Genomic DNA, 18714 nt, shown 5'->3' with positions numbered 1-18714 from the left:
TAAAACTTATGCTATTTTAGTATCGATTAAACAACTTTTTAAAATTTATAATTACTCTCTTACGAATGATTTCAGCAAAGAAAATCGCTTTTCTATTGTTGGGCCCATGCATGTTTTTGATACTTCAGCTATTGGACGGCCCAAAGGGAATGCCCGAAAATGCATACGACATGCTTTCCATAGCCATATGGATGGCTATTTGGTGGATTACCGAGGTGATTCCCATTGGTGTGACGGCTTTGTTGCCCATTCTATTATTTCCCCTTACCGGGGCTGTAGATATTTCTGCCACAACAGCAGCTTTTGGGCACAAATATGTTTTTTTGTATATGGGTGGCTTTATATTGGCCATAGCGATAGAAAAATGGGGTCTTCACAAGAGAATAGCATTGCATATCATTAAAATAATTGGCACAAACGTATCCAAAATAATTTTAGGGTTCATGGTCGCTACCGCATTTTTGTCGATGTGGATATCCAATACAGCAACTTCTGTAATGATGTTGCCCATAGGCATGTCTATAGTTTTCCAATTAAAGGACAACCCACATACGGAAAAAAACGAGCACTTAATTTTTGGCAAGGCATTAATGCTATCTATTGCCTACAGTGCTTCTATAGGAGGCATAGGAACATTAATTGGGACTCCGCCAAATTTGGTATTGGCAGGATTTGTGGAAAAAACCTACGGCATAGAAATTACATTTTGGCAATGGGCAAAGTTTGGTTTTCCTATATCCATTGTTTTATTGTGGATAGCTTGGTATTATTTAACAAATGTAGCCTTTAAGTTTAAACAAAAAGAATTCCCTGGCGGGAGGGAGGAAATTAATAGGTTGGTAAGTAAGCTGGGGCCTATGAAAAAGGAAGAAAAGGTGGTATTGGCCGTTTTTTTTCTTACGGCATTTTTTTGGATTACGCGCTCTTTTATATGGCAAAGAATAATCCCGGGAATAGACGATACCATTATAGCTATTGCTTCTGGAATACTATTGTTTATATTGCCATCGACCAAAAAAGACGAGCCTATAATTAATTGGAAAGAGGCCGTTAAACTACCTTGGGGGATTATTTTATTGTTTGGGGGTGGAATGGCGCTTGCAACAGGATTTGAAATAACAGGGTTGGCCAATTGGCTTGGTGCCCAGGCAGGATTATTACAAGATCTGTCTTTATTGCTACTTATTTTTGTGGTAATAACGGTTGTGAATTTTTTTACTGAAGTCACCTCAAATTTGGCTACCACGGCCATGCTATTGCCCATTTTGGCACCCATTGCCATTTCTCTTGAGGTCAGCCCCTATATGTTGATGGTCGCAACTACGGTGGCTGCATCGTGTGCATTTATGTTGCCGGTTGCTACCCCGCCCAATGCTGTTGTTTTTGGTTCGGGTTACTTAAAAATTCCCGATATGATAAAATCGGGTTTCTGGATGAACGTTATCTCCATTTTGTTTTTAACGGTGGCAGTTTATTTATTGTTGCCTTTTGTGTGGAATTTTGCCCCAGAAAATTTCAGGAAATTTCTTGAAAATATAAGATAATAAAACTCAGGTTAATAATACAGGGGAGTGTTTTTATGGGCTTGCAACAGTAGTTTCATCTTCCGAAAAGATGTTTTCGTCTTCAGAAAAATCCAAGGTTTCTGCCTTTGGGACAAACGTTAAAATTTCATCGATGCCTTTCTCGAGCATCCGTTGGGTGGAGTACTTCCTGCTTGTCGCCAATACCAGTCCTCCTTTGGACAGCCTAAAGAAATATTTTCCCGACGGGGTGCTTTTTTTGGTAAAAGCAAACTGCTCAAGCGAATCCCTAATGGCAGCAATTATTAACTCGCAATCTGTTTTATGTTTACACGCGATGCTGGTAAAGATAGTTTTGCCCCTTTTGGAAGTAAAAACAAATTTATAATCCCCACTGTTACGTTTGCTAATTACAAACATATACTAATTTTAATTCCGGTTTTATTTTTGTTGAACAAAACTAAGGGAAAAATTCCTTTATTCTTATATGACTGAAGATTTCTTCTTTTTCTTTCGTCTTCCCCACCATATTAAAAATCCTGTTATGGGGAGCGATGTCGCTACGATGCCGGCTAAAAAAGTAGACAATTTGCCAAATTGCCCCCACCATTGTCCCATATGTAATTGCCATACAATATTTTCGGTAGTTTCGTGTTTTATTAACTTTTCACCTACGTTTATTTTTTCACCTGTATACCTGTTGTATATAGCCAAGTCGGCATTTTCTATACTCTTTAAACCTACTTTTCCCGAAGTAAATACATAGGCGCCCAGTTTTTGTTGGTCGTAATTCCAAATGCTTACCATTTGTTTATTGTTGTGCTCTTTTTCCAAAACTTCATACGCAAAAGGCACCATGTTTTTTGATACTTTGGTAGTGTCTTGTTTGGGCAAAACATCTGTTAAATGTGTTAATTCTCCTCCTGTAGCTTTAATGGTTAAATTGGATAACGAAGGAAAGAAAATAATAAGTCCCGTTACACTTAAAACCAGACATAAAAGCAAAGAATAAAACCCGTATACATTGTGCAGATCATAGTTGAGACGTTTGAATTTTGCTTTCCATTTTATGGTAAAGCTCGCTTGTCTGGTGGTTTTGTTCCAACGTTTTGGCCACCATAAAATAAGTCCGGTTATACAGCTAATTACAAAAATAATGGTTGAAATAGTTACGATCCAATGGCCAACTTCCCCGGCCAATAAAGAAGCGTGTAGATGAGCAGTTACAAAGAAGAAGTGAATGGTGCTGTCCTTTTTTAGAATTTCTCCGGTGTATGGATTCATATAAATCATTGCCAGACTCACTTCTTTTCTGTTAAAGGCCCTGATGCGAATACTTCTTTCGGGATCTTTAAAAAAAACATATTCAGAAATCATATAATCGGGATACTCTTTTTTTAAATTCTCAACAATTTCTTCTGAAGATATCCTGCTTTCTCCTGCCTCGACATATTTGGCATCACCTGCTGTAAAGTCCATAATTTCATCGCCATACACAATAATAGTTCCGGTGAGGCAAACAAATACCAAAATAATACCCGAAACAATGCTTGGCCATAAATGAATCCAGGCAACGATACGATTGAATAAACTCTTTTTTTTCTTCTTTTTTGACGTGGTTTTCTTCATTTTAATTTATAACTCTTGATTCATTTTTTGAAGTTGTTTGCTTTCAGGATACATTTGCAATGCATCTTTTAAAAGTTTTTTGGAACTTTCGCTTTGCCCTGTGCTTTTTGTGTATTGAATTAATTGATAGAAAAGAGATTCTTCAGGGATGAATTCAAAATCTAATTTTTTTGACAATGCTTTATAGGTTTGTTGTACCAATTCTGGGTTTTGTGGCACTTCTTTCACCGGTAATTGGATCCCGTCAAACAAAAACTTCAATGCATCAAGTGTTGCAGGAATGGGGATGTTTCCATGATCGTATTCGGGATAATACTTCCAGTTACTTATCAAATGGTTTTCAGGACTTTCAGATAAAATGGTTTCGCAAAATTTCCGGATTGTTTTTCCGTGTTCAAGACGATCTTTAGCATTTTCCTCCGACTCAAAAGCAAGCCCTACAAATAGCATTTTTCCTTTAAAATTAGCTGTTTTCCATTGCTCTTTTGCCGCTTTAAAAACATATTTTCCATCCCACCACAAGCTAGGGTCGATGGCCATATAACCTTGAAATAAAGCTGGCTTCTCCAACAAAGTATACAAGGTAAAAAGGCCTCCAAAAGAATGCCCTAACAAAATATTATAGCCATTTGTTCTGTATTTTGAATTGATAAAAGGCAGCAATTCATCTTGAAGAAATTGGATAAATTTATCAGCCCCTCCGCTATTTTCAAATCGTTTTTCTCCGTTAGGCCCTGTAATAGTTGCATTTGTTGGAGTGAAATCTCGCGTCCGGTCGGTGTTTCTAATTCCAACAACAATCATTTCTGGGTGTGGGCGGTATAAAAATTTAGTATCAAACCTTTCTAAAGCTGCTACAAATTGAAAATTAAAATCGCCATCGAGCACATACAAAACCGGATACTTTCCTTTGGCAAAATCGGCATTGCTATAATTTTTAGGTAATTGGATATCAATAGTCCGTTCTTCGTTTAAAATCGATGAATTGATTTTATACGAATTTCCAATGGTGATAGGCTCTTGTGCAAATAGTATGTTTACAAAGATGGGAGCAAGATAAACAAGTAATTTTCTAATCATAATCCACATATGAAAAAATCAAGCTGATGAGCAATTGAAAAGCGTCATCAGCTTGTTAGTATTTTTAATTAAAATCTAAATGTTAGATTTGCCAAAAAGGTTCTTGTTTGTTGTGGTATTGCCCAGTAGGTTGCTGTCCAGTATTCTTCATCGGTTAAGTTGTTTAACTTTAACCCGATTCTAAACTTAGGTTGTTCGTAAAAAACGGAAGCATCTAGCGTATGAAAACCTGAAACTGTAACAGTATTAGCATCATCAAAATAATAATCGCCTGTATAATTACCTCCAAAACCTAACCCAAACCCTTGTAAAGATCCTCTTGTAAATTTATAACTCGCCCAGTAATTTGCAGAATTCATTGGTGTAGCCAACGGATGATTTCCTTCAATCCCAGCCTGATTATCGCCAACTTTGGTATAACGACTATCGTTATATCCGTATCCAGCAATTATGTGGAATCCATCGAAAGGATTTGCAATCAAATCAAATTCTATCCCTTCACTGGTTTGTGCACCGTCTTGAACGCTTATCAATTCATCATTTTCATCAAAGACTGAACGAACTTTATCCTTTACTTCAATGTTATAATAACTTACGGTTCCATTTACTTTTCCATTGAGCAATTCAAACTTCACTCCTCCTTCTATTTGGTTAGCGTGCTCTGGTTTAAATACTTGTCTTGTATCATCCGAAAGCGTATTAGGGGCTACGTTTCTAAATCCGTTTTGATAGTTTACAAATGCTGAAAGTTGGTTTTCGATTACGTGGTATACCAATCCGGTTTTAGGCGACCAAGCTGTTTGTAAATAATCATTTGCCCTGTCGTGAAAACGATCTACTCGAAGCCCCATCATAATATTCAAGCGGTCGTAAAGCGTTACTACATCTGACACATACGCACTATAGGTTTGTGTGTCTCTTCGGTTGGCAGCCCGGCTTGTAGTAGCCAAACCTGCTTCGTAAGTGCTTACGTTTAACACGGGAGAATCTTGATTGATAACGGTAAACTGGTCGTTTGTAGGATCATCGTCTAAGCTATTCACATAAGCATCATAATCATTAATCATTGTTCGCGAGTCGGTTGTTTGTAATTGTGTATAGTCAACCCCGATAAGAAATTTATTATTGATGTTTCCCCAATTATGAATTCCGGTTACGTTTTGTTGTACTTGTATTGTATTGAAGTTACTTGGCAAATTCATCAAGCGTCTTTGAAGCAATCTTTCTCCTTCATAATCTCCTTCTCCAGCTTTTACCAAAAGAAATAAATAATTGGCATTGTTATCGGTATTCGAATAAGATACACGTGTATCAGATGTCCAATGTTCGTTTATCTTGTATTCGGCATTTGCAAAAACATTCAACACTTCTGCTTCGCTGGTAATGTCATTGGAGGCATATGAACGTTTAAAATCCCAATTCAAATCATCAAAATTTGTAATGTTTGCAGTGGGGGTCAACCCGACATAAGTAGAATTTCTATTCGATCTAAAAAACTCAAAATCCAGGTTTACGGTTAACTTCTCATTTACCAAATACTTAAATGCCGGAGCAATCATAAAAGTTCTATTGATTCCTTGATCCTGAAACGACTTCTCACGATGAATCGCCGAATTTATTCTGAATAAAAAAGTATTATCTTTATTTAAAGGCGTATTATAATCGATTGTGACACGCCCTAAACCATAAGCTCCTACGGAAAAGCCCACTTCTCCTTTTTCATAAGCCATCGGTTTTTTGGTAACGCGGTTTACCAGACCACCGTAAGATATTAAAGTAGAACCAAATAAAGTAGATGAAGGACCTTTGATGATTTCCAGACGCTCTAAGTTTACCGGATCTGATAAGGACACAAAATTCGTTGCCATTCCATTACGAATAGAACCTGCACCATCGGCCCCAGAAAAACCCCTCATGCGCATTGATAAACCTGTTCCTCCAGAGCCAACACCCAACATTACGTTGGTAACACCCGGCGATGACATTAAAGCACCACGAAAATCGGTTGCCATTTGTTCGTTTAGTAATTCTTTAGGGACTACGGTATATACTTGTGGGTTGTCCAGGTTCTTTAGCGGAAGCCTTGCCACCATTTCCGTTTTCTTTTCTGCAAAAATTTTAGCAGCCGACGTTAAGGTAATCCCTTCTAGCTCTTGGGTATTTTCACTTAATAAAATTTCGGGCACCGTTGTTGTTTGGTTTGATTCTACAGTAACTTGACGTAATTCGGTATGATATCCTACGTAAGACACTACTAAAGTATATGAACCCGGGCTCACTCTACTAAGCTCGTATGTTCCGGTTTCATCGCTTACAGTACCTATTCGGGTTCCTTTAAGACTGATAGTTACATGTTCTACTGGAACACCATCTAAAGTGTTTATATTACCAATAATAGTACCGGTACTTTGTGCTTTTACTCCTATGAAAGAAAACATCATAAGAATTAAAAAAGCCATTTTTTTTGCAGTCATATCGCTTCTTATTTTAATTTAGACTTAGTTTAAATAAATGCAAATGTAATTAAAAAAGACTTCTAAGAAAACAATATTCAATTTTTAACGAAATAGCTTCTAAAGTATAAAAACATAACCTTTTTACTTGGTTTTATTAGTATATGAATAATAAAAAAGACCGTCTAAAAGGCGGTCTTTAAGTTATAGTTAGTGATATATTTTCAAGTTAGTCCTGATAAAAATTAGGACCTGGCCAAGCATCGTTGGATGGGTTTACATCGGGCAAAACCTTATCAGGGTCAATTTCAATGCTTGTTGGAAGTACGTCTGTTTCCAACAAGAAACTCCATGTATCGCCACGTTGCCATATTTCAACAGGGAGTATTTTTTCTTCCGATGTCCCGTCGCGGTACGTAATTTTCATTTTTACGGGCATTGGTACTCCTCCTTTATTGGCAACAGTAACTATAAATGCCGTTTTTTCTTCATTTTGCCTTACACTTTCTATGGCCAAATCGATATTTCCGGTGCCGTAAAACCAATTTTTAAAGAACCAAGAAAGATTTTCACCACCAACATTCTCGATATGATTAAAGAAATCGGCTGGTTGTGGGTGCTTGTACGCCCAGGTTTTTATGTATGATTTAAAAGCATTATCAAATCGTTCAGGCCCTAAAATATACTCCCTTAAAAGTAAAAGTCCGATTGCCGGTTTCCGATAAGCTGTCATCCCTAAATTCCTCAAATTGGTTACATCCGGGTAAGTGTCGATTCCTTCTCGCGTATCGCTGTTAAACCAGCCTGTCATGTTTCTGGTTTTATTAAGCCCGGCGGGATATTCACCAAAATCCAAAGTACTGTAATAATTGATAAAAGTATTGAAACCTTCGTCCATCCAGGCATACCTTCTTTCGTTAGAACCCACAATCATCGGGAACCAGTTATGTCCAAATTCATGGTCGGTCACCCCCCAAAGCCCGGCTCCGGTACTGGTCCATCTGCAAAAGTTCAGTCCGGGATATTCCATGCCCCCAATATCGGCGGCCACATTAGTAGCGACAGGATATGGGTATTCGTACCATCTGTTTGAATAATTTTCAATGGCCTGTTTTGAATATTCCGTAGAACGGCTCCAAGCATGAGATCCAACGCTCTCTTTTGGGTAAACTGATTGTGCCAGGGCCTTTTTCCCACTAGGCAAATCTATTTTAGCGGCATCCCAAATAAATGCTTTGGATGAGGCAAAAGCAACATCCCTAGAATTTTCCATGGTAAAGTGCCAAGTAAGGGTTCCACTTTGTTTGGCCCTTATGGAAGTGTCGTTTACCTCTTCCGGTTTTACGATATAAACGGTTTCATTACTTTCTTTGGCCCTATCCATACGGTCTCTCATGGTAGTGGACATTACTTGGGTGGCGTTTATCAACTGACCAGAACCGACTACAATATGATTGTATGGGGCCGTAATTTCGTAATCGAAGTTCCCGTATTCCAGATAGAATTCACCAGCCCCCAAATAAGGCTCAACATTCCATCCCTCAATATCATCGTATACAGCGGCCCTTGGATACCATTGCGCCATGGCGTATATGGTACCGTCTTCAACCTCCAGCCTTCCCATGCGGTCCATTCCCTTTTCAGGTACCTTATATTTAAAATCCATGGAAACCGATGCAGTTCCGCCATTTGCCTTGATAGGTTCATTAAACCATACTTGCATGCGGGTATCGGTAATGATATGTTTTGTAGAAGTGTTCCGTCCATTTTTAGCCTGAAGGTTTGTTATTTCGTATCCGCCGTCGGTGTCTCCAACATAACGGTTTCCGCCAATGGGGGTGGTTAATGTGCCCCTAGAATTTTCGGTAAAACGATTTTGTTCCAAATACAACCATATAAACGGAAGTGCATCCGGACTGTTATTGGTATAGTTAATGGTAATTTGCCCGGTAAGCGTATGTGCTTGGTCGTCAAGTGCTGCTTTAATTTTATAATCAACCCTGTTTTGCCAATAATCAGGGCCGGGAAGCCCCGATGCAGAACGGTAACGGTTTCCTGTACGGTTCATAAACTCACTAAATTCACCTTGGTTGTTTTCCACCACTTGCGCTACAGAAATGCCCGTAAATGCAAGAAAGAAGAAAAGCAATATTCTACTTTTTTGATACAACGATTTGTTCTTCATCCTAAAAAAATTAAATTAAATGTAATTTGATTATCATCACGAAGCAACAAAACTAATGATTTGAATGAAAAAAGCTTGTGGTTTTATACGAAAACTCTAAAAGCAGCTGGCTGAAATCGAAGAAGCTTTTATGGGAAGTCATTACGATGAGTTTGAAAATAAACAATATTTATTAATGCAATGTTGTCGCATTAATGAATAATTCACTATGTTTGCTTCTTTAATTTAATTTTCGTTTTCATGAAGGAAAAATACATTGATTTAATAGGAATGTATGCAGCAATATTGTGCTTGATACATTGTTTGCTTGCTCCATTACTGTTTTTGTTTTCCATTGGAATTTCACATAATGGCTTTATCGATTTAGGTTTTCTATGTATCGGGGGATGGCCCGTTTATAGAATTGTAAGGGGCAACGCTCCATATTATTTAAAGGCCTTGGTCTGTATATCCTTGATTTTGATTGCTACATCCATTGCCATGGAAATGCTGCTCCATGTTCATACCAACTTGATATTTATTGGGGCATTCGGGCTTATTGTGGGGCACCTTATTAATTTCAGGTCGCATAAGCATTGTTAGTATACAGTCAAAATAGAGGGCTGTCTTTCTATGTCTTTAAGATTTTTAAGAATAATATTGCCAAAGATTTAATTAACATTAATAATTAAAAGCATTTTTCTTTTCATCGGATAATCTTTTGTATGTTTGTATGGCAACTATGAAAAATCGTCTAAAACATAGTATTACTTATTTGTTCCTAGCTCTATTCGTTACGGTGAAATTGGCTGGGTTGCATGTAATACTCCATAGTGACGACAAAGACCACTTGGCGCATTGTATTGTTTGTGACCATGCCGTTGCAAACGAGCATACGCCGGTCCTTCCTGCGCAAACAGAAGAAATTACATTTGAGAATGTTGAGGTTTTTGTTGAAAGACCGATAATTCAGGGGCATTATTTCCATTATTGTTCCCAAGGCATTCCTAACCAGCTTTTCTCCAGGCCTCCGCCTATTTCTTAATACATTTTCATTTTTAATATATCGTTTCAGTTGCCATAACGGCAATTAATACCGCCGTTCGTTAAACTAGGGTTGTCTAGAACGCTGGCTAAATTAGTTTAATGGCCAAGCACTTATTAAATGTGGTTATGATTTTCTGAAGATATATCCCAAAAGTAAGGTCCGTACTCTGGACTGTCTACAAATTTTAATATACCTGACATTCAATGTTATATAAATTGTTAGGAATATGTTTAAGCATCGGCTTATGTTCGTATTCCTATGCGCAAGAAACCTATTCAATCAGTGGGACTGTTGTCGATGCACGTACCCAAGCGCCCATTTCGGGGGCAAATATTGTTGGAGCCAGTGCCTATGCAATATCAGCCATCGATGGTAGCTTCATTGTAAAGAAGTTGCAAAAGGGGAGCCATATGTTTAAAGTGACCTATCTGGGATATGCCCCAAAGGAAATGACTATAGAGGTTAGCAAAAACATCAGCGGGATACTCGTGGAATTAAACGAAACCGATATGGTGCTCGAAGAAGTGGAACTGCATGGTAAAACCAAAAATCGCCAGGTTATGGAATCCCCGATCGTAACCATTGAGGCCTCAAAGGAATTTATGGATTCCAACAGGGAAAACAGCCTTATGCAGACCTTGGACAAGATTCCCGGCGTCAGTACCATAAATATCGGTTCGGGGCAGTCCAAACCTGTAATCCGTGGATTGGGCTTTAACCGTGTAGGCGTAGTACAAAACGGTATCAAACACGAAGCGCAGCAGTGGGGGAGCGATCACGGACTGGAAATAGACCAATATGGGATTGACCGTATCCAGATTGTTAAGGGTCCCGCATCCTTGATGTATGGCTCGGATGCCATTGCCGGGGTTGTGGACATAAAGCCTTCACCCGTGCCCGAAAAGGACACGCTTCAGGGCGAGGTAAACCTTTTGGCAGAAAGCAACAACGACCTTTTGGGTATATCGGGGGGGATATATTCCCTAAAGGACAACTGGTTTTACCGGGGCCGATTGACATATAGGGACTATGGGGATTACAAGGTTCCAACAGATAAAATAAATTATGAGAATTACATATTTGAACTGTATGACAATTATTTAAGAAATACGGCGGGACGCGAAGCAAATGCAAGTTTTAGCCTGGGTTTTATTTCCGGTAAGGTGAAGACCGAGACTTTTATAAGCAATGTAAATGCCAAGAACGGATTTTTTGCCAATGCCCATGGACTGGAGGTTAGGACCTCGAGCATAGATTACGATACTTCCAATAGGGACATTGATCTGCCTTTTCATAATGTAAACCATTTTAAACTGTCCAACAGTACAACGATAAGTTTGGACGGGCATTTGCTGCATTTTGATGTAGGCTTTCAAAACAACTACAGGGAAGAGCATTCCGAGCCCGTGCCCCATGGGTACATGCCTAAGCCACCCAATAGTAAAGAAAGGGAGTTCAACAAGAACACCTATACTTTTAATGTGAAAGATGACCTCAAAGCAATTGGGGGGCATGCAATTGAAACCGGGCTCCAGATAGAATTTCAGGATAACGGTATTGGCGGATGGGGTTTCTTGATCCCGGCATACAAACGTTTTATGGCTGGCGTATTTGTTTACGACCAATATGAAATACAGCCCGATTTCCATTTACAGGCAGGGCTGCGTTATGATTATGGATACATAAACACGCAGGCTTATTACGATTGGTACCCCTCCACAATAAACAACGGAGATGGCTCCACTTCTTATGTTTACTTACAAAGGGCCCAGGACAAGGATTTAAACTTCGGGAACTTTAGCGGTTCCGTCGGTTTGAGCTATATCCATAAGAATACCACATATAAGCTGAACCTTGGGAAGAGTTTCAGGATGCCCTTGGCCAATGAACTGGCCTCCGATGGGGTAAATTATCATATGTACCGCTATGAAAAAGGGAACCTGGAGCTGGATCCGGAGGAGTCATACCAAATTGATGTTGAAATCGGCCATGATGCACCTCTTTTTAATATCAACATGAGCCCGTTCGTGAACTATTTCAACAATTTTATTTATTTAAACCCAACGCCCAATTATTACGAAACTTTGCAGATATATGAGTATACACAAAGCAAGGTCTTTAGGTATGGCGGAGAAGTGCAGGCCGGTACCAGGTTATTCAACAGACTAAAATTGGAAGCTTCTGCCGAATATGTGCATTCCGAACAGGTAAGTGGTGAGAAAGAGGGCTTTACCATACCATTTTCGCCGCCATTGTCCGGTTTGTTTTCTGCGAGTTACCAATTCTACAAAATCCTATTCCTTCAAGACCCGGTATTTACCGCCAATTATAGGATTACGGCAAAACAGGAAGAGATTGTTCCCCCGGAAGAAGTGACCGATGGGTACCAGGTATTAAATGTATCGTTGCAAACAAAAATAAACGTCTTAAAAAATACGGCCCCGCTTGAAGTCCGCTTTAAACTGAACAATGTGTTCGATACAAAATACTACAACCATACCAGTTTTTACAGGCTCATCGATGTGCCGGAAGCCGGAAGGAACATCTCTATTTCACTAACACAAACATTCTATTAACATTAATATTTTAAACATGATTATTATGAAATTAAACTTTAGATTTTTAGCAATTGCCGCTTTTTTAGGAATTGTATTATCCTCATGTAGCAGTGATGACGACAATGGCCTAAGCTTAAAAGCACCCGAAATTTCAAATTTTGAATATGGAGAGGGGAGCGAGCACTCTACGGATCAGGTTGCCTATAAAGGCTCTGATGTGCACATGGAAGCAGAAATCAACGCCGAGGCTACGGTAAGCAGTATTGTAGTCTCCATTCACTCCCACGATTTAACGCCTACTGAAGGGGAAGAAGAATGGGACTTTGAACAGACCTTTACAGACGAAAAATACCTTGTAATCAACCCGACATTCCACGAACACATAGACGTACCCGAAAATATACCTTCCGGGGAATACCATGTTGTTTTAACGGTTAACGATGAGGCTGGCAATAGTACAGAGGTGGAAGGGCACCTGCAAATAATGGCCCCCATTACCCTTAGCGATTATTCCATTGATACTTCTGTTGTAAGGGGAAGTGATTTTCATGCCGAGTTCATGATCAACGCGCTTCATGGAATTCATAACATTACGGTGGATGCGCATGCACATGGGGTGACCCCGGGAGAAGGGGAGGCCGAATGGCATTATGAAGAAGCTTTTGAAGAAGGCTATCATGGAGAGACAGAGGTTGAGTTTCACGAACACATAGACGTGCCCGCTACAGCACCTGCCGGAGAATACCATGTAGTCTTTACAGTAGAGGACGAGGAGGGAAATGTTGTTGAATACGAAACACATATCGATGTAACCGCCTCCTAAAATATTAATATACCGCATGGTGTTTTCGCCATGCGGTTTAAAACCTTTTTTTAATGAAACGCTTTTATAAATACTTAATGCTCTTTCTTGTTCCTGTCGTCCTGTTTTCTTGTTCAAGTGACGATAGTGCTGATAAAGATGAAGAGAAACCGGAAATTACCGTCAAATACAACGATGGGTTTCCTCAGGCATGTGCCGAATTGGCAAGGGGAGAAACCTATCATTTTAAGGCCATGGTTACCGATAATATGGAGCTGGCTTCATATAGTGTGGACATCCATAACAATTTTGATCACCATACACATGACGACCAAGGTGCCCAATGCGAACTGGATCCCGTTAAGGAATCGGTGAACCCAATGATATTCATGGAAAACCATAGTATTGAAGGAAGTCTGACTTCATATGAAATAGACATGGAGATTTCCATCCCCGAAGATGTGGACGTCGGTGATTATCACTGCCAGTATTCGGTAACCGATCAAACTGGCTGGCAATCCAGAACCTCTATCGATATAAAGATTGTAGAATAAGTAAATCCCGACCATGAAAATATTTTCTTATAAAAGAAGCACTTGCTCGTTGCTTACCGCATTTTTGGCCACCTTATTATTGGTTTCCTGTAGTCAAGATGACGATCAGACCATTGTTGAGCCACCAAAACCTACTATTGAGAACATTGAAATCGGTTCCGGAAATGACGGTGTAGGTGTCATTGGCAGGGATTTTCATTTTGAAATGGATGCTGTGGCGGGAGACCTTCTTGAAACAGTCCAGGTAAAAATATGGCCGCAAAGCGGTGAAACCTATTCCCACGATTGGGATTTTGAGACAACTTGGGATGACTATCAAGGCCTAAAAAACACCAATGTCCATAAACATTTTGATATTCCTGAAGATGCCGCTGAAGGGGTATACGACTTTATCATCACGGTAAACGACCAAAATGGGGCCAAAGTGGAAGAAATAAAGGAAGTTGAGCTGGTCGATCCGGCAAACCTGCCCGTAGACCCCTTATTGTACCTCTGGACCATGGATACGGACCAGGGCGACTCTCATTATGTTAACGAATTGCTGGAGAGCCCGGAGAACGTTGAATTTTCAAAAAATGAGGTATTAAATTCCATGGTTTTTATCCAAAACGTAAAGGGTGACGGGCAAGTGTACCTGCTTCTTGTTAAAAAAAGCTTGAACTATTTCCCCGAAACCGTCGAAGACATCGATTTTTCAAAGGTGATAGTATACGATGTTTTTCAGCATGAAAATGAAGAAGACGTATATACCTTCAGCAATGTAATATTTGGCGAGAACGGCGTTCAGGAACGTCCGGCACCCGATTTCACCATCGGGGCTTCCATGGACAACAACGTTCCGCAGCCCAATTCCATAACAAACGGGAAAGCTTGGGAGACAGGGGCGTATTACTTTGGTGTGGTCTATACCAATTTTACACATAATATTAGCCTTCATTATTATTTCGAACTTAATATTGATGGGTTTTAAGATGCGTATATATGGATGTGACAATAAGAATTCAGTGTACAATTTCGATTTTGAATATTGGAATGAATTTGAATTTGTTTCTTATCTGTATGGAAAGGTAGCGCTAATATTTCGGCGCTACCTTTTATTATTATCATTAATGTAAAGTAAATGTAAATGGAAACATGATTCACTCTCAGAGCATTACATATCGGTATCCAAAAAAAGGGGATGGTTTTAGTTTTCCCGATATTTCCCTGAAAAACGGAGAACATTTATTGGTGTTGGGCGCATCTGGAATAGGCAAAACTACATTATTGCATTTAATTGCCGGTTTGCTCACACCCAATACCGGCTCCGTATTTATAGAAAAAACTTGTTTGCAGACGCTAAAAAGTAAAGAACTCGATAGGTTTATCGGTCAAAACATAGGGTTGGTCTTTCAACAAAATAGGGCCGTTACTTCCTTAAATGTGATGGAGAATATCAAGACACGGCTATTTTTTAGCAATGTTGATTATAACCACGATGAAGTTTCAGCGTTACTCGGTCAGTTGAACTTAGAGGATTGTAAGGATAAAAAAATAAACGAGTTGAGCGTTGGCCAATTACAACGGTTGGGAATAGCTTTAGCAGTGGTGCACCGACCTAAAGTGATATTGGCAGATGAGCCCACCTCCAGTCTGGATGATAAAAATTGTCATTCGGTACTGAATTTATTATTGCAACAGGCCGAGATAAATAATGCCAACCTTATAGTAATTACGCACGATCATCGTATCAAGCCTTTCTTTCAAAAAAGTATAATGTTATGAATATCGGTAAGCTTAGTATTAAAAACATATTTCATAAGCCCTTGTATTCATTGTTGAGCCTTATTTCGCTGGCCATTAGTATCGGGCTTTTAATCGGGATTAGGCAGATGGATACCTCCATAAGAAGGCATTTTGAGAATAGTACCGGTAAAATAGATATGATTATCGGGGCAAAAGGGAGCCCGTTACAGTTAGTATTGTCCTCTGCTTTACACATTGACAACCCAACGGGAAACATTCCTTATCGGCAGGCAAAAAAAATAGCCAAAAACCCGTTGATCAAGTCGGCCGTTCCCATATCGTATGGCGATAATTATAAAGGATATAGAATTGTCGGCACCACCCAAGGGTTTGCCCCATTGTACAATGCCGAGCTCCAAAAGGGGAGAAGCGTTCAAAAACCCATGGAGGTGGTTTTGGGCCATTCGGTGGCAGAAAAACTTAAACTTAGCATAGGCGATACCTTTTTAAGCTCTCACGGATTGGTAGAAGAAGGGGCGCACCAACATTCTGAACCACTCACCGTCGTGGGAATTTATAAACCTGCCTATAAAGTAATCGATCGATTGATTATTACAGCATTAGAAAGCATCTGGGAGGTGCATCACCACGGTCATCATGATAATGAACATGATAAACATGAAGAACATGAAGAAGAGGGGCACGAAGAAGATGGCCATAAAGAAATTACTTCAATGTTGGTCTCTTTTAGAAGCCCGTCAGCTTTTCTGACCCTGCCAAGGCAGATAAACGAAAACACCAATATGCAGGCCGTACTGCCTAAATATGAAATGGAACGTTTGTTTCAATATACCGGAGTGGGCGTACAGGCAATAACTTGGTTGGCGTACACGGTACTTGTTATTTCGTGCATCACTATTTTTATCAGTCTTTTTAAAATGGTAAAAGAACGCGCTTTCGATCTGGCACTGCTCCGAACGTATGGGGCCAGTAACCTGCAATTGGTCAAAATAGTAGCTTACGAAGGATTTTTAATAGGGCTAATAGCTTGGATGGTGGGAGTTTTACTTTCTCAAATGGGGATGTACTATATTTTTGAAATACTGCAAGAAAACTTCAAACAGATAGATATTCAAAAATTCCCCTGGCAAGAAGCATTGCAGATTGGGGTATTAGTACTGTTTATGATAATGCTATCAATAACAATGGCCATTCCACCTATTTTAAAGATGAACATATCTAATATATTAAGCAATGAAAAATAATAAAATCTTGTGGTGCCTGCTTTTATGTACTTTTTTATGTTCCGCACAGCAAAAGGTGACATGGGAGGACTTGGGAGCCGTTAATTATTCGGAAAAGTATTTTTCGGCATACGATTCCTATTTTTTATACCCTCATTTTGAAAAATCAGTTAAAGCCTTGGAGGGCAAACGAATAACAATTTCGGGGTATTTTTTAAATATCGCTCCAGATGAAAAGATATATATCTTATCTAAAAGCCCAATGGCCTCTTGTTTCTTCTGTGGCATGGCGGGGCCGGAAACCGCAATAGAATTACATTTTACATTCAAACCAAAGTTTGCAACAGATGAATTGGTCACCATATCCGGGATATTGAAACTGAATGCAGACGATGTGGAGCATTTTAATTACATCCTGACAGATTGTAAAGGCGCAATCGTTCAATAATACATTAACCGCTATTAAATACTAAAAAATGAAAAGAAGAGATTTTTTTAAAAACGGGACCCTTACCGCTATCGGGGCCTCATTGTTAAGTCCCGCAATGCCGGGATATGCAACAGAAAGAAACCTGCGGGACACCCATAAGCGAGCAAAGAATATTATTATGCTGGTGAGTGACGGGATGAGTATCGGTACCTTGAACATGGCCGATTTATACCTTAGAAGAAAAACGGGACAAGCAAGCCATTGGTTAAGGTTATACCAGGAGGATAAAGTATCCAGGGCATTGATGGATACCGCTTCGGCAAGTTCTTTGGTTACCGATTCGGCAGCTGCCAGTTCTTCATGGGGAGGCGGGGTACGTGTTCCGAACGGATCTTTAAATGTAAGCGGGAATGGGGAAGCACATTTGCCTCTATGGCAAAAGTTTAAAAAGGCGGGAAAAAAAGCAGGGGTCGTTACCACCGTACCGGCAACCCACGCTACCCCGGCAGGTTTTTGCATCAACTCGAAATCAAGAAATGCCCAGGAGCAAATTGCTGAGGATTATCTGAAACAAGGGATCGATGTGATCATGGGAGGCGGGAATAAGTATTTTTCATCCGATAAGCGAAAAGATAAAACAGATATGTACAGGCAGTACAAAACTGCGGGATACAATGTGGTAAAGACTCGTAACGAACTGCTTCATGCCGATGCCAATAAACCGCTGCTTGGTATTTTTGGGGAAGAATCATTGCCATATACCATAGATTACAACAACGATACGGCTCTTCAAACCGAATTTCCCACTCTTGAAGAAATGACCCGTAAAGCCATCGATACAATGAAACAGCACCAAGAAGGTTTTGTACTTTTAGTTGAAGGGGGAAAAGTGGATTGGGCTGCACATGGTAATGATATAGCTGGATTGATATACGACCAGGCAGCGTTTGATGCGGCCATTGGAGCAGCGATGGAATTTGCAGAAAACGACCAAGAAACATTGGTTATCATTACCACAGATCATGGAAATGCAAATCCGGGCCTGATTTATGGGAAGGATGTAAATAAAAATTTTGATTCAATTCAAAATTATAAACACTCCAATGAATGGATTTTAAATGGGATTAATGCAAAAACGAACACCTCACAATTGAAGGAGCGTGTGGCGTATGCCAATAATATAGCACTAACCGATCAAGAGGCTAGTAAATTACTGGGATATTATGCTAATTTGAACCAAGAAGATGGTTTGTACAATCCCAAACATTTGCCTTTTAGTATTTTAGCCGAGATTCAAAAGCAGCATAATTCCGTAGGATGGATAAGTATGAACCATTCGGCAGATTATGTCGAGCTGGCAATGTATGGCCCCGGCAGTGATTTATTAAAACCTTTTGTTAAAAATACAGCGTTGCATTACCAGATGTTGCAAGCTGCTGAAGTTGCAAATATTTTTTAACGATCATTACAAAATTCATTATAAATATGGTGCAATATGTTCTGA

Annotated in this window: 16 protein-coding genes; 11 read left to right on the top strand and 5 right to left on the bottom strand. The window is 39.5% G+C overall.

All coding sequences use genetic code 11. The features are described 5' to 3' along the window. The first annotated feature begins 65 nt into the window (after positions 1–65). On the top strand, positions 66–1544 hold the full coding sequence (locus PSF86_RS10135; protein ID WP_277899960.1) for an SLC13 family permease: 1479 nt from the start codon (positions 66–68) through the stop codon (positions 1542–1544). 33 nt (positions 1545–1577) lie between these two features. On the opposite strand, the gene PSF86_RS10130 is transcribed toward PSF86_RS10135, so the two are convergent. From PSF86_RS10130 to PSF86_RS10110, 5 genes are all read right to left on the bottom strand, one after another. Beyond that, positions 1578–1943, bottom strand: a complete 366-nt coding sequence (locus PSF86_RS10130; protein WP_277899959.1) for a YegP family protein — start codon at positions 1941–1943, stop codon at positions 1578–1580. Positions 1944–2006: 63 nt separating this feature from the next. After that, positions 2007–3152, bottom strand: coding sequence for a PepSY-associated TM helix domain-containing protein (locus PSF86_RS10125; protein ID WP_277899958.1), 1146 nt, complete (start codon positions 3150–3152; stop codon positions 2007–2009). Between the two features lie 6 nt (positions 3153–3158). Next, positions 3159–4232 (bottom strand): alpha/beta hydrolase, encoded by a 1074-nt coding sequence (locus PSF86_RS10120; RefSeq protein WP_277899957.1) that lies wholly within the window; start codon positions 4230–4232, stop codon positions 3159–3161. Between the two features lie 68 nt (positions 4233–4300). Next, entirely contained in the window at positions 4301–6706 is a 2406-nt protein-coding gene (locus tag PSF86_RS10115) for a TonB-dependent receptor (protein ID WP_277899956.1), read from the bottom strand. A gap of 208 nt (positions 6707–6914) precedes the next feature. Further along, the gene (locus PSF86_RS10110) at positions 6915–8870 is read right to left on the bottom strand and encodes a M1 family metallopeptidase (RefSeq protein ID WP_277899955.1); all 1956 of its coding nucleotides are present in this window, start codon (positions 8868–8870) and stop codon (positions 6915–6917) included. A 240-nt stretch (positions 8871–9110) separates the two neighbouring features. Here PSF86_RS10110 and PSF86_RS10105 point away from each other — a divergent pair, with 240 nt between their 5' ends. The 10 genes from PSF86_RS10105 to PSF86_RS10060 all read left to right on the top strand — a co-directional run bounded on the left by PSF86_RS10105 (position 9111) and on the right by PSF86_RS10060 (position 18669). Further along, positions 9111–9452, top strand: a complete 342-nt coding sequence (locus PSF86_RS10105; RefSeq protein WP_277899954.1) for a MerC domain-containing protein — start codon at positions 9111–9113, stop codon at positions 9450–9452. A gap of 139 nt (positions 9453–9591) precedes the next feature. Further along, positions 9592–9894: a hypothetical protein gene (locus PSF86_RS10100; protein ID WP_277899953.1), complete on the top strand. Its 303-nt coding sequence runs from the start codon at positions 9592–9594 to the stop codon at positions 9892–9894. A gap of 206 nt (positions 9895–10100) precedes the next feature. Further along, positions 10101–12473 carry a TonB-dependent receptor gene (locus tag PSF86_RS10095; RefSeq protein WP_277899952.1) on the top strand — a complete coding sequence of 791 codons (2373 nt, stop codon included), beginning with the start codon at positions 10101–10103 and terminating at the stop codon, positions 12471–12473. Between the two features lie 25 nt (positions 12474–12498). Continuing rightward, positions 12499–13278, top strand: a complete 780-nt coding sequence (locus PSF86_RS10090; RefSeq protein ID WP_277899951.1) for a DUF4625 domain-containing protein — start codon at positions 12499–12501, stop codon at positions 13276–13278. 53 nt (positions 13279–13331) lie between these two features. Next, positions 13332–13811 (top strand): DUF4625 domain-containing protein, encoded by a 480-nt coding sequence (locus PSF86_RS10085; protein ID WP_277899950.1) that lies wholly within the window; start codon positions 13332–13334, stop codon positions 13809–13811. Positions 13812–13824: 13 nt separating this feature from the next. Next, positions 13825–14781: a DUF4625 domain-containing protein gene (locus PSF86_RS10080; RefSeq protein WP_277899949.1), complete on the top strand. Its 957-nt coding sequence runs from the start codon at positions 13825–13827 to the stop codon at positions 14779–14781. A gap of 164 nt (positions 14782–14945) precedes the next feature. Then, on the top strand, positions 14946–15575 hold the full coding sequence (locus PSF86_RS10075) for an ABC transporter ATP-binding protein (RefSeq protein ID WP_277899948.1): 630 nt from the start codon (positions 14946–14948) through the stop codon (positions 15573–15575). Continuing rightward, positions 15572–16801 (top strand): ABC transporter permease, encoded by a 1230-nt coding sequence (locus PSF86_RS10070; protein ID WP_277899947.1) that lies wholly within the window; start codon positions 15572–15574, stop codon positions 16799–16801. Before PSF86_RS10075 ends, PSF86_RS10070 begins: the two co-directional genes overlap by 4 nt. Beyond that, the gene (locus PSF86_RS10065; protein WP_277899946.1) at positions 16791–17228 is read left to right on the top strand and encodes a hypothetical protein; all 438 of its coding nucleotides are present in this window, start codon (positions 16791–16793) and stop codon (positions 17226–17228) included. Before PSF86_RS10070 ends, PSF86_RS10065 begins: the two co-directional genes overlap by 11 nt. Positions 17229–17256: 28 nt before the next feature. After that, positions 17257–18669 (top strand): alkaline phosphatase, encoded by a 1413-nt coding sequence (locus PSF86_RS10060; protein WP_277899945.1) that lies wholly within the window; start codon positions 17257–17259, stop codon positions 18667–18669. Positions 18670–18714 lie beyond the last annotated feature (45 nt).

The organism is Galbibacter pacificus, assembly GCF_029603165.1.
Lineage (GTDB): Bacteria > Bacteroidota > Bacteroidia > Flavobacteriales > Flavobacteriaceae > Galbibacter > Galbibacter pacificus.
This window is presented reverse-complemented; position numbering and strand designations above follow the sequence as displayed.

Coding starts and splice junctions, on each gene's coding strand:
- PSF86_RS10075 (WP_277899948.1), top strand. CDS start 14,946: ATGATTCACTCTCAGAGCATTACATATCGGTATCCAAAAAAAGGGGAT.
- PSF86_RS10125 (WP_277899958.1), bottom strand. CDS start 3,152: ATGAAGAAAACCACGTCAAAAAAGAAGAAAAAAAAGAGTTTATTCAAT.
- PSF86_RS10095 (WP_277899952.1), top strand. CDS start 10,101: ATGTTATATAAATTGTTAGGAATATGTTTAAGCATCGGCTTATGTTCG.
- PSF86_RS10110 (WP_277899955.1), bottom strand. CDS start 8,870: ATGAAGAACAAATCGTTGTATCAAAAAAGTAGAATATTGCTTTTCTTC.
- PSF86_RS10080 (WP_277899949.1), top strand. CDS start 13,825: ATGAAAATATTTTCTTATAAAAGAAGCACTTGCTCGTTGCTTACCGCA.
- PSF86_RS10130 (WP_277899959.1), bottom strand. CDS start 1,943: ATGTTTGTAATTAGCAAACGTAACAGTGGGGATTATAAATTTGTTTTT.
- PSF86_RS10065 (WP_277899946.1), top strand. CDS start 16,791: ATGAAAAATAATAAAATCTTGTGGTGCCTGCTTTTATGTACTTTTTTA.
- PSF86_RS10100 (WP_277899953.1), top strand. CDS start 9,592: ATGAAAAATCGTCTAAAACATAGTATTACTTATTTGTTCCTAGCTCTA.
- PSF86_RS10090 (WP_277899951.1), top strand. CDS start 12,499: ATGAAATTAAACTTTAGATTTTTAGCAATTGCCGCTTTTTTAGGAATT.
- PSF86_RS10070 (WP_277899947.1), top strand. CDS start 15,572: ATGAATATCGGTAAGCTTAGTATTAAAAACATATTTCATAAGCCCTTG.
- PSF86_RS10105 (WP_277899954.1), top strand. CDS start 9,111: ATGAAGGAAAAATACATTGATTTAATAGGAATGTATGCAGCAATATTG.
- PSF86_RS10135 (WP_277899960.1), top strand. CDS start 66: ATGATTTCAGCAAAGAAAATCGCTTTTCTATTGTTGGGCCCATGCATG.
- PSF86_RS10120 (WP_277899957.1), bottom strand. CDS start 4,232: ATGATTAGAAAATTACTTGTTTATCTTGCTCCCATCTTTGTAAACATA.
- PSF86_RS10060 (WP_277899945.1), top strand. CDS start 17,257: ATGAAAAGAAGAGATTTTTTTAAAAACGGGACCCTTACCGCTATCGGG.
- PSF86_RS10085 (WP_277899950.1), top strand. CDS start 13,332: ATGAAACGCTTTTATAAATACTTAATGCTCTTTCTTGTTCCTGTCGTC.
- PSF86_RS10115 (WP_277899956.1), bottom strand. CDS start 6,706: ATGACTGCAAAAAAAATGGCTTTTTTAATTCTTATGATGTTTTCTTTC.